Annotated in this window: 10 protein-coding genes, 1 pseudogene and 1 other annotated feature; of the genes and pseudogenes, 3 read left to right on the top strand and 8 right to left on the bottom strand. The window is 42.4% G+C overall.

Features of this window, described 5'->3' with window-relative positions; all coding sequences use genetic code 11:
* Positions 1–81 precede the first annotated feature (81 nt).
* The 3 genes and pseudogenes from gdhA to HMPREF2991_RS10130 all read left to right on the top strand — a co-directional run.
* Positions 82–1,428, top strand: a complete 1,347-nt coding sequence (gene gdhA, locus HMPREF2991_RS10120) for an NADP-specific glutamate dehydrogenase (RefSeq protein WP_070567597.1) — start codon at positions 82–84, stop codon at positions 1,426–1,428.
* A gap of 31 nt (positions 1,429–1,459) precedes the next feature.
* On the top strand, positions 1,460–1,945 hold the full coding sequence (locus tag HMPREF2991_RS10125) for a GNAT family N-acetyltransferase (protein ID WP_070567599.1): 486 nt from the start codon (positions 1,460–1,462) through the stop codon (positions 1,943–1,945).
* A 15-nt stretch (positions 1,946–1,960) separates the two neighbouring features.
* Positions 1,961–2,125: pseudogene (locus HMPREF2991_RS10130) on the top strand (NADP-specific glutamate dehydrogenase); the annotation flags it as partial.
* Between the two features lie 35 nt (positions 2,126–2,160).
* Here HMPREF2991_RS10130 and HMPREF2991_RS10135 read toward each other — a convergent pair.
* The 8 genes from HMPREF2991_RS10135 to msrB all read right to left on the bottom strand — a co-directional run bounded on the left by HMPREF2991_RS10135 (position 2,161) and on the right by msrB (position 10,751).
* The gene (locus HMPREF2991_RS10135) at positions 2,161–2,529 is read right to left on the bottom strand and encodes an EXLDI protein (protein WP_070567602.1); all 369 of its coding nucleotides are present in this window, start codon (positions 2,527–2,529) and stop codon (positions 2,161–2,163) included.
* 64 nt (positions 2,530–2,593) lie between these two features.
* Positions 2,594–3,496, bottom strand: a complete 903-nt coding sequence (locus HMPREF2991_RS10140) for a DUF2268 domain-containing putative Zn-dependent protease (protein WP_070567604.1) — start codon at positions 3,494–3,496, stop codon at positions 2,594–2,596.
* Between the two features lie 232 nt (positions 3,497–3,728).
* On the bottom strand, positions 3,729–4,097 hold the full coding sequence (gene rplL / locus HMPREF2991_RS10145) for a 50S ribosomal protein L7/L12 (protein WP_001196964.1): 369 nt from the start codon (positions 4,095–4,097) through the stop codon (positions 3,729–3,731).
* Positions 4,098–4,171: 74 nt separating this feature from the next.
* The gene (gene rplJ, locus HMPREF2991_RS10150) at positions 4,172–4,672 is read right to left on the bottom strand and encodes a 50S ribosomal protein L10 (protein WP_070567620.1); all 501 of its coding nucleotides are present in this window, start codon (positions 4,670–4,672) and stop codon (positions 4,172–4,174) included.
* A gap of 38 nt (positions 4,673–4,710) precedes the next feature.
* Positions 4,711–4,846 (bottom strand) — a sequence feature (ribosomal protein L10 leader region).
* 61 nt (positions 4,847–4,907) lie between these two features.
* On the bottom strand, positions 4,908–6,167 hold the full coding sequence (locus tag HMPREF2991_RS10155) for a TRZ/ATZ family protein (RefSeq protein WP_070684011.1): 1,260 nt from the start codon (positions 6,165–6,167) through the stop codon (positions 4,908–4,910).
* A 111-nt stretch (positions 6,168–6,278) separates the two neighbouring features.
* The gene (locus HMPREF2991_RS10160; protein WP_070684014.1) at positions 6,279–8,027 is read right to left on the bottom strand and encodes an ABC transporter ATP-binding protein; all 1,749 of its coding nucleotides are present in this window, start codon (positions 8,025–8,027) and stop codon (positions 6,279–6,281) included.
* Between the two features lies 1 nt (position 8,028).
* Positions 8,029–9,753 (bottom strand): ABC transporter ATP-binding protein, encoded by a 1,725-nt coding sequence (locus HMPREF2991_RS10165; RefSeq protein ID WP_070684016.1) that lies wholly within the window; start codon positions 9,751–9,753, stop codon positions 8,029–8,031.
* Positions 9,754–9,812: 59 nt separating this feature from the next.
* Positions 9,813–10,751 carry a peptide-methionine (R)-S-oxide reductase MsrB gene (gene msrB / locus HMPREF2991_RS10170; RefSeq protein ID WP_070684021.1) on the bottom strand — a complete coding sequence of 313 codons (939 nt, stop codon included), beginning with the start codon at positions 10,749–10,751 and terminating at the stop codon, positions 9,813–9,815.
* Positions 10,752–10,938: the final 187 nt, after the last annotated feature.

The following is a 10,938-nucleotide window of genomic DNA, read 5'->3' on the forward strand; positions in this document are numbered from 1 at the left end:
TCTGTTTTTTTCTTTACACTCAAAAAAAATTCTGCTATAATGGCTCATGTAATAAAATATAACAACAAAAAGGAGAACGATATGACATCTGCTAAAGAATATATCCAAAGCGTGTTTGAAACTGTAACAGCTCGTAACGGGCATGAGGCTGAATTTCTCCAGGCGGTTGAAGAATTCTTCAGCACTTTGGAACCTGTATTTGAAAAACATCCTGAGTATATCGAAGAAAACATCTTGGCACGCATCACTGAGCCTGAGCGCGTGATTTCTTTCCGTGTTCCTTGGGTTGACCGTGAAGGTAAAGTACAAGTCAACCGTGGTTACCGTGTTCAATTCAACTCAGCTGTTGGACCATATAAAGGCGGACTTCGTTTCCACCCAACTGTAAACCAAGGGATTTTGAAATTCCTCGGATTCGAACAAATCTTTAAAAATGTCTTGACTGGACTTCCTATCGGTGGAGGTAAAGGGGGATCAGACTTCGATCCTAAAGGCAAAACTGATGCTGAAGTGATGCGCTTCTGCCAAAGCTTCATGACTGAATTGCAAAAATACATCGGACCATCACTTGACGTTCCAGCTGGTGATATTGGTGTTGGTGGACGTGAAATTGGTTACCTTTACGGACAATACAAACGTCTTAACCAATTTGATGCGGGTGTCTTGACTGGTAAACCTCTTGGATTTGGTGGTAGTTTGATTCGTCCAGAAGCAACTGGTTATGGTTTGGTTTACTACACTGAAGAAATGCTCAAAGCTAATGGTAACAGTTTTGCTGGTAAGAAAGTGGTCATTTCAGGTTCTGGTAACGTAGCTCAATACGCTCTTCAAAAAGCAACTGAACTTGGCGCTACTGTCATCTCTGTATCTGACTCAAACGGTTATGTCATCGATGAAAACGGTATTGATTTCGACCTTTTGGTTGATGTTAAAGAAAAACGCCGTGCTCGTTTGACTGAGTATGCAGCTGAGAAAGCAACTGCTACTTACCATGAAGGTTCTGTCTGGACTTACGCTGGGAACTACGACATCGCTCTCCCATGTGCCACTCAAAACGAAATCAATGGTGACGCAGCTAAACGCTTAGTTGCTCAAGGTATTATCTGTGTATCTGAAGGTGCCAACATGCCTAGTGACCTTGATGCGATTAAAGTCTACAAAGAAAACGGAATCCTTTACGGACCTGCCAAAGCTGCCAACGCTGGTGGTGTAGCTGTATCTGCGCTTGAAATGAGCCAAAACAGTCTTCGACTCTCATGGACCCGTGAAGAAGTTGATGGACGTCTCAAAGACATCATGACCAACATCTTTAACACAGCTAAAATAACTGCTGAAACATACGGACTTGGTACTGACTACCTTGCAGGAGCAAATATCGCTGCCTTCGAAAACGTGGCAAACGCTATGATTGCACAAGGTATTGTTTAATTAGTCGATACATCCTATCGGAGGACAAATGATGAACTTACGGTCAATGGAAGTGAGAGACAATCCAGCTGTAGCACAACTCATTAGAGCTAGCCTAGAAGAATTCGGGCTTGACAAACCAGGAACTGTCTACTTTGATTCTCATCTAGATCATTTGGCCGACTATTATCAACAGCAAGAGAGAGCAGCTTACTTTGTCCTGGAAGACGAAGGGCAGCTGGTTGGCTGTGGTGGCTTTGCACCTGTGTCTGATAAGATTGCTGAATTACAAAAACTGTATGTCACTAAAAACAGTCGTGGAAAAGGTTATTCCAGCAGCTTGATAAAGCGGATATTCCAGGAAGCCCGCCTAGCAGGTTATGAACAACTTTATCTAGAAACCTCTACTGAACTGGCTACGGCTGTGGCAATCTATCAGCATTATGGTTTTACAGCATTGCAACAACCACTTTCTAACGCCGCCGGCCACCCAGCTATGAATATCTGGATGATAAAATCTCTCTCATCAGATGAATAGATGGCAGTATACTCTGGCCGTCTCAAAGATATCATGACCAATATCTTTAATACAGTTAAAACAACTGCTGAAACATACGGGCTTGGTACTGACTACCTGGCTGGTGCTAACATCGCTGCCTTCAAAAACGTAGCCAATGCTATGATTGCCCAAGGTATTGTTTCAGCACTATCACACTAGAATAAATCCGACTGCTTATAAAAGCAGCCGGATTTTTATATATCTAATTTTTCAAAAAATTTGCCTGTTAACTGCTTTTCTTTTATCTTCTCAAGCAGCTCATTTTCCAGAAAAGGACTTAGTTCGTCAAAATCTTGACAAACCTTAAAAACAGTCTCTCTGTCCAACTGACCATAAACTAATTCGTAATAGTCCTTATTATGCTGCCAGTTCTGGTCATAGTTGACATCTGTCCGTTGATAGTAAACGATGTTTTGCTTCGGAGTCAGGTAAATCTTCTGTGTTAGAATGCTTTTCTGATCTTTGGATAACTTGCTACGGCTAAAAATTTTAACACCTTGAAAAATCTTGCGCTCATGAATCCCTTGATCTGTCACCTTCAATTCAATTTTTTTATAGTGCATACTATCACCTCCTGAAATCACCTACATTATATCAGATTCTAGCAGATTATCAAGCAAAAATGTGTCATTTCCAAAAGTCTTTCGTCGCCTCTAAAATCTCTTCTGTTGATGTTACTGTGGCCTCAATAATGCTCTTGCCTGTCCTTTTTAGATAAGCTTGTATCAGATGATAGCCATAAGCATAGCCCGCAGCATAAGGCATACCAACTGGTATCTGACCTTGAAGCTCTGCAATTTCATCACCGTAGAGATAAGGAGCCATTTCCGCCATCCCTGTTAGCTGAAGCTGACTTGAGATGATGGGCTTAATCTCCTCTAATTGCTCTGAACTGGTTGAAGTAACCCAGGGTCCAATGAGCTCCTTGCCATAGAGCTCAGCAGCAAAAGACTCTGCCAATCCTTCACTGACTACCCAGTCTGCTAGTGTCGTCTGCTGGTTCCATTTGATAAATTGGAAGCGGACATTGTGGTTGCACTCGTGAGCCAATGCCGCTTGAATACGTGGCAAAGTATAGTCATTAGGCAGTATGCTTAACATGAGATAACCTGGGATTCCACCATCTCCGCTGTAACCTTTATTGAGCTGTAGCATAGGTTTTTCTGGATTGCCCAATAAAATAGTAAAATGGTAATCCTCAACCTCTAAATCATAGCCAGCCTGTTCAAAAAGGCCAATACTTCTTTTAATGGTATCCTGGCAGTCTTGCCAGAGTTGATCAGAGCTCAGGGCATCAATAGCCGGTCTATCCTTTCCCGAGAGAGTTGCGGGCAACAGATTCATAAAGCCAAGTAGGAATAGAGCATCAAATCCTCCAGGGTACTTTGCTTTTAAAGGAATGTGTTGAGTTTGGTATTTGGTTGCAAAAGGTTCTAATATTTTAGCTCGAAAGAGATCTTCTCTCTTTTCTAAAGGAAGCTCGAGCATCTCCTGATAAACTTTATCTGAACGAATCGTATTGATTTGCATAATAATCTCCTTTCTTATCTACTATTAGTATAATCCCTTCCCTAAGGTCAGGGTCAAGAAAAAAATTGAATTTCTATCAAGATTCTAGTAATTGTTAGTAAAAAAACTAGAACTTTCGTATCAGACTATAATTTCAAGTAGGTTTACCCATTTTAAATCGTAACAGAAAAAACCGCTACTCCTGAGAATAGCGGTTTTATATGTTTTTTAAGCTACTAATGTAGTTGCTCTATTATTTAAGAGTAACTGAAGCTCCAGCTTCTTCCAATTTAGCTTTGATTTCTTCAGCTTCTGCAGTTGGAACGCCTTCTTTGATGACACCTGGTGCACCATCAACAAGTTCTTTAGCTTCTTTAAGTCCAAGACCAGTGATTTCACGTACAACTTTGATAACGCCAACTTTTTTGTCACCAGCAGCTGTCAACTCAACGTCAAATGAGTCTTTAGCAGCACCAGCGTCAGCAGCACCAGCTGCAGCAACAGCTACAGGAGCAGCTGCAGTTACACCAAATTCTTCTTCGATAGCTTTTACAAGGTCGTTCAATTCAAGGATTGAAGCTTCTTTAATTTCAGCAATAATGTTTTCAATGTTCAATGCCATTGTTATTTCCTCCAAATAAGTTTTAAATTTTATAATAGTTTTTACGTAGCTAGGCTACGCTGCGTAGCTTAAGATTAAGCTGCGTCTTCTTTGCTTTCTGCAACCGCTTTGACTGCAAGAGCAACGTTGCGCACTGGCGCTTGAAGTACAGAAAGGAGCATAGAAAGAAGTCCTTCGCGGTTTGGAAGAGTTGCAAGAGCAACGATTTCTTCTTTAGATGCGACAGCGCCTTCGATTGCACCACCTTTGATTTCAAGTGCTTCAGCGTTTTTAGCAAAATCGTTCAAGATTTTCGCTGGTGCGATAACATCTTCGTTAGAAAATGCTACTGCAGATGGTCCAACAAATACTGATGCAAGATCTTCAAGACCAGCTTTTTCAGCTGCACGACGCAAGATTGAGTTTTTAATGACTTTATACTCAACTTCGCTTCCACGAAGCTCACGACGAAGAACTGTATCTTGCTCAACTGTCAAACCACGAGCGTCTACAACGACGATAGATGCAGCAGCTTTCATTTTTTCAGCTACTACGTCAACTAGTTCCGCTTTTTTAGCAATAATTGCTTCACTCATTAGTGTGTTCACCTCCGTTATTATTTTGCTTGGGGAAATTTTCCAAAAGAAAAACGCGCCCAAACCTAGACACGAAAGTACAATACGCTTCTTTTTACATGATACGTTTTGTCCTCGGTAGGATACTTATGAGTCGAGCTCCCCTACTGTCTTAGGCAGTTTTTTCAAACCGTATATAAGTATAGCATAGACAAAAAAAGAATGCAAGATTTTTGCAAACTTTTTTTAAATTTTTTTAAATCTCTACTGTCAAAACTTTGCCTTGCTTAACCACCTGTTCTCCAGCGATATAAACATCTTCAACATCACTGGATTTGACAGCATAAACCAGATGAGAGAGCATATTTTTCTGAGGTTGAAGATGGATTTTTCCTTGTGGTTGAATGACCAGAAAATCCGCTTGCTTGCCAACTTCTAGGCTTCCTATCTGCTTTTCCATTCCTAGAACCTTAGCTCCTTCGATCGTCAACGCCTTAAGGGCTGTCTCGATAGGAAATTGGCTGGCATCTCCACTTTTCATCTTTTGAAGAAGGGCTGCAGTCCGTCCTTCCTCAAACATATCTAGATTGTTATTGGAAGCAACCGAGTCTGTCGCAATTCCGACTGCTACTCCTGCTTTTTGGAGTTGGATGATTGGAGCAATCCCTGAGGCCAGTTTGAGGTTACTGATAGGATTATGGGCGATTGCCACATGAGAAGTTGCCAAGCGTTCAATTTCTCTCTCGTTTAATTCGACCCCGTGAGCAAAGACAGACGGATGATCTAAGTAACCTAGTTCTTCTAGAAAGGCGAGAGGGCGTTTGCTATAGCATTTCAAGATAATTCCTGATTCCTCCTTGGTCTCCGCCACATGGATATGGATAGGAATGGCCAGTTCTTTTGCCATTTCTATGCTTGCTTCCAGCAAGTCTCTACTACAGCTATAGGGAGAATGAGGAGCTACCATAACCTTGAAATTTGGATTTTCATATCCTAAGATTTCCTCTATGATGGCTCGTGTTCTGCTTATAGTCTCAGCAGTTGTTTCTGCCTCTGAAGAAAAGAGGGTCGGTGAGAAATAACAACGCATCTTAGATTCCTTAACTGCCTGATAAATTTGCTCAATATCCACACCATTAGGATTATACATATCGTTGAAGGTTGTTGTTCCTGACTGGAGCATCTCTGTCAGAGCTTCTTTGACTGCCTTGGTAGTCATATCGGGAGTAAATCCTGCTTCTGCTGGCCAGATATAGTCATTGAGCCATTCATGGAGATTACTATCATCCCGGATCCCTCGCAAACCTGTCATAGCAGAATGGGTATGGCAATTAACCAAACCAGGCATGATCCAGGCTCCCTGATAGTCTATAATCTGCTCAGCCTGCTCTAAAATCTCTGGCTCCTCTTGGCCGACATAGACGATTTGAGAGTCCTTAACGGCTAAGACACCATCCAAATAAACATGGAAATCTTTGTCACAAGTCACGATATTTACATGCTGATAGACTTTCATTATAGGCTCCTTTTCTATAAGACAATTTACAGTGAATAATTTTTCTAGCTATTGTAACAAAAAAGTCACCCGAAGGCAACTTTTTTCCATAATATTGCAAAATAGAAAGGATTATTCAGAGCTAAAAGCCGCAGCTTTTTGCATTTGGTAATACTTGCCCTTTCTAGTCATGAGATCCTGATGGTTCCCATACTCAACAATGTCGCCATCTACCAAGACTAGAATCAGATCCGCATCCTGAATGGTTGACAAACGGTGAGCAATAATAAAGCTTGTGCGCCCCTTCATGAGTTTGGCAAAGGCATCCTGTACTAGCACTTCTGTTCGTGTATCGATGGAAGAAGTTGCTTCGTCTAAGATAAGAATCTTTGGGATAGCTAGAAAGACTCGGGCGATGGTCAAGAGCTGGCCCTGACCGACAGATAGAGATTCTCCTGCATTTTCCAACTTGGTATCGTATCCCTGTGGCAACTGTTGGATGAAAAAGTCTGCGTTGGCTGCTTTGGCAGCAGCAATCACCTGCTCCCTACTGGCATCAGGATTTCCAAAGGCAATATTGTCATGAATGGTTCCTTGCTTGAGCCAGGTTTCTTGGAGTACCATGCCAAACTGCTGTCTCAATGACGCTCGGGTATAGTCGTAAATGGAACGACCGTCTAGCAAGATATCTCCCGAGTTAATAGGATAAAAACGCATGAGGAGATTGATAAGAGTTGACTTACCAGCACCTGTCGGACCAACGATGGCTACCTTGCTGCCAGCTGGGATATCGATAGACAAATCCTTAATCAAGATCCTTTCGGGATTGTATCCAAAAGAAACATGCTTAAAGGAAATGGCTCCCTTAACTTGGTCACTGGTCAAGATTTCCTTACCTGTTTCAACAACCTCAGGACTTTCTAAGACAGCATAGACACGCTCTGCGCAAGCGAGAGCACTTTGCAACTCAGCTAGCACTGAAGAAATATCATTAAAGGGCTTGGTGTACTGTTGGACATAGTTCAAAAAAGTCACTAAACGTCCGATGGTCAAGGTGGACCCCATCATGATACGATAGGCTCCCACTCCAGCAAGAAGGGCATAAATGAGCGCATTGACAAAGCGAGTTGAAGGATTAACCGTTGATGAATAAAAGATGGCTGACTGAGAATAATCTGCGTAGTTGGCATTCGCCTCGTGCAGTCTTTGGATAAACTCTGTCTGAGCATTGAAGGACTGGATAATGGTCTGCTGGCTAAGCGACTCTTCAATCCACTGAGTCTGAATTCCTCTCGTCTCTGTTTGCTTCTGGAAGAGATGATAGGAGCGTTTGGCAATAAAGCGTGAAATCACCATGGACAGGGGCGTCAACAGCAAGACCAAGAGGGTCATGAGAAGGTGAATTTGGAGCATGGCTAGAATACTAACCAAAATCATCAAAACACCAATGAAAAATTGGTTAAAAATCATGGTCAAGCCAGTTGCCAACTGTTCTATATCTGTAGTCACACGACTGACCATCTCTCCACTGCCCTGCCGATCCACAAAAGCAATCGGTAACCGATGAAGTTTATGGATGATTCGCTCTCGCAAGTCTCTGGTATAAGAGAAGATTAGACGATTATAAAGAAGAGGATTGGCCCATTGTACCAGAGTATTTCCTATGACTACCAAGATCATCTGAATGAAAATCTGCCAAAAAACTGGTGAAGAATCAGCAACTAGGACCTGGTCAATGACCTGCCCAATCAGAATAGGTAAGTAAATTGATAAGCCAACTTGGGCAATAGTTCCTAGAAAGGCTAGGAAAAGGAGGAAAGGATGGCTTAATAAATCCTTAGCCAAACGCTTGAGCGTCTGGTTTGCAGTTTGTCGTTTCATGCTAGTCCTCCTTTCCATGTTGGGATGCATTGATTTCGCGATAGACTTGGCTGGACTTCATCAAGTCCTCGTGCTTGCCGATAGCTAAGAGCTCACCTTTTTCCAAGAGGAGAATCTGGTCAGCCATACGAAGTGTCGAAGTCCGTTGAGAAATCAAGATTAAACTCGTGTTAGGTAAATTTTCTCGGATAGCTTTCAAGAGCTTGGATTCTGTGATGGTATCGAGAGCTGAGGTCGCATCATCTAGGATGAGAAATGGAGCTTGACGCAAGACTGCTCGGGCGATAGACAGCCTTTGTTTTTGTCCGCCTGAGAAATTTCGCCCTCCTGCCTCAACTAGGGCATCCAAGAGTCCTTCCTTTTCACTGACAAAATCCTTAGCTTGCGCAATCTCCAAGGCTTGCCAGAGTTCTTGGTCAGACACTTCTCGATTAAAACCCAGAGTCAAGTTGGAACGAATAGTTCCTTTAAAGAGTTCGACCTTTTGGGGCACATAGGCAATCCAAGACCGCCACTGCTCAAGATTAAGAGGACTACGTCCATTTCGATAAAGGTCAATGCTCCCCTTGTCTGCTGGATAAAGACCAAGTAAGACTTGCACCAAGCTTGATTTACCTGAACCAGTTCCCCCGATGATACCAAGGATTTGCCCTTGCTTCATATCAAAGGAAATGTTTCTCAGAGAAGGCTGGGCCGCATCAGGATAGGTAAAGGTTAATTCTTTGACTTGCAAAACCCGATCACCGGTAGCTTGTTTTTGTTCTAATTCTGAAAAAATATCTTCTGGAGCTTCAGTAAAAACTTCCTCAATTCGCTTGGCTGAGATATAGGATTGGTTGAGTGAATTGATCAGCATGGCGAGCTTAACCAATTCTACCAAAATCTGCAAGAGGTAGTTGATAAGAGCAATCAGGGTACCTTGACTGAGTAAACCTCCTTGAATTGAAATATAGCCCTGCCAGATGATGACGAGAAGAGTTCCATTAACAATCAGATAGGTCAGAGGTGTTAACAAACTAGACCAGAAACCCGTCTTTTCTTGTAATCTAGCATAAACTTGGTTAAGAGTTTGAAAAATATGTAACTCTCGTTTTTCCTGACCAAAAGCACGAATAACTCGCATGCCTTGTAATTGCTGACGCGTTTCCTGAACCAGCTGATCCGTTTTCTTTCTGAGACTGCTGTAGAGAGGATTGACCAGTCGAGAGAGACCGACAATGACAATCGTCAAAATGACAACCATAACTAAGAACCAGAAAGTCAGCTCAGCCGAGATGCGATAGGCCATAAAAATGGCTCCAAAAACGATAATAGGCGCTCTCAAAAAGAGGCGCAGGAATTGATTGATACCAGTCTGAATCTGGTAAGTATCCGAAGTCAAGCGGGTCACCAAGCTAGAAGTTGTCAAACGATCTCTGCTGTCCTTGGGTAAGGAAAGAATATGACGATAAAGGTCGTCTGTCAGTTCTTTGGCAAAACCCACCGCTGCCTTGGCTGAGTAAAACTGGGCTACCAAGGCCACTAAAACACCAATCACTGCAAAGATAAGGAGCAGACCAATCTGCATCCATAGATGCCCTTGATCTCTCTGGGGCAAGGATTGGTCAACAATCCCAGCAATCACCATGGGAACCAAGAGCTCAAAAACAGCTTCTAGCAACTTGAACAGGGGAGCCAAAATTGATTCTTTGATATAGGGTTTGAAGTAAGATAGTAAGTGTTTCATAGATCCCTTCTATTCTTATTCTGGAAATGAAGAAAGTGGGAAGCCCCACCCTCTCAGTTTTATTTGTTTAAGTAAGGTAATAGATAGCCATATCCTGCTTTTTCCATCTCATCCTTGGCTATAAAGCGTAAGGAAGCAGAATTAATACAGTAACGCAGGCCACCTAACTCCCGAGGTCCATCTGTGAAAACATGACCCAAGTGAGCATTTCCTGACCGAGAACGAACCTCGATTCGCTCCATTCCATGACTCAAATCCTTGTAGTAATGAATCAATTCCTTAGAAATCGGACGACTAAAACTTGGCCAACCACAACCTGAAGCAAACTTATCCTTAGCGAAAAAAAGCGGTTCACCCGTCGTGATGTCTACATAAATCCCCTCTTCAAAGATTTGGTCGTAGGCATTGGTAAATGGAGCCTCTGTAGCAGCTTCTTGTGTAACACGGTAGGATTCCTCAGTTAAGCTTTCCTTCAACACCTCTTGACTAGGTTTTTCATAGTTAGAGGCATCAATCAATGGCTTCTCAGCATCGGTCACATCGATATGACAATAACCGGAAGGATTTTTCTTGAGATAGTCTTGATGGTAGTCTTCAGCCAAAATGTAGTGGCGAAGTTTCTCCACTTCTACTGCAATCTTTCGACCCAGCATACGCTCCTGCTCCTGCACTACTCTATAGATAGCGGGCAAGTCTGCTTCATCCTGATAATAGATTCCCGTTCGATATTGGCGACCACGGTCATTCCCCTGCTGGTTAATAGACAAGGGATCAATAACACGGAAATAATAAAGCAAAATCTCTCTGAGTGACACAGCTTTCTTATCATAAATCACTTGAACAGTCTCTGCATGGTCTGTTTCCTTGAGCAACTGGTAATTGGTCGTTTCGACTTGGCCATTAGCGTAGCCGACACTGGTTGCTAGCACTCCAGAAATACGTGAAAAATACTCCTCTAGACCCCAAAAACAGCCACCTGCTAGATAAATTTCTGCCATCTTTATTTCTCCTTTATCAAGGTTTTTAACTAATACTCTTCGAAAATCTCTTCAAACCACGTCAGCTTCCATCTGCAACCTCAAAACAGTATTTTGAGCTAACTTCGTCAGTTCTATCCACAACCTCAAAACCATGTTTTGAGCAACCTGCGGCCAGCTTCCTAGTTTGCTCTTTGATTTTCATTGA

Origin of the sequence: Streptococcus sp. HMSC072D07, assembly GCF_001814835.1 — a bacterium.
GTDB lineage: Bacteria > Bacillota > Bacilli > Lactobacillales > Streptococcaceae > Streptococcus.

Excerpts from the sequence above, each read along its gene's own strand:
- rplL (WP_001196964.1), bottom strand. The coding sequence starts at position 4,097 with ATGGCATTGAACATTGAAAACATTATTGCTGAAATTAAAGAAGCTTCA.
- HMPREF2991_RS10165 (WP_070684016.1), bottom strand. The coding sequence starts at position 9,753 with ATGAAACACTTACTATCTTACTTCAAACCCTATATCAAAGAATCAATT.
- rplJ (WP_070567620.1), bottom strand. The coding sequence starts at position 4,672 with ATGAGTGAAGCAATTATTGCTAAAAAAGCGGAACTAGTTGACGTAGTA.
- msrB (WP_070684021.1), bottom strand. The coding sequence starts at position 10,751 with ATGGCAGAAATTTATCTAGCAGGTGGCTGTTTTTGGGGTCTAGAGGAG.
- HMPREF2991_RS10155 (WP_070684011.1), bottom strand. The coding sequence starts at position 6,167 with ATGAAAGTCTATCAGCATGTAAATATCGTGACTTGTGACAAAGATTTC.
- HMPREF2991_RS10135 (WP_070567602.1), bottom strand. The coding sequence starts at position 2,529 with ATGCACTATAAAAAAATTGAATTGAAGGTGACAGATCAAGGGATTCAT.
- gdhA (WP_070567597.1), top strand. The coding sequence starts at position 82 with ATGACATCTGCTAAAGAATATATCCAAAGCGTGTTTGAAACTGTAACA.
- HMPREF2991_RS10140 (WP_070567604.1), bottom strand. The coding sequence starts at position 3,496 with ATGCAAATCAATACGATTCGTTCAGATAAAGTTTATCAGGAGATGCTC.
- HMPREF2991_RS10160 (WP_070684014.1), bottom strand. The coding sequence starts at position 8,027 with ATGAAACGACAAACTGCAAACCAGACGCTCAAGCGTTTGGCTAAGGAT.
- HMPREF2991_RS10125 (WP_070567599.1), top strand. The coding sequence starts at position 1,460 with ATGAACTTACGGTCAATGGAAGTGAGAGACAATCCAGCTGTAGCACAA.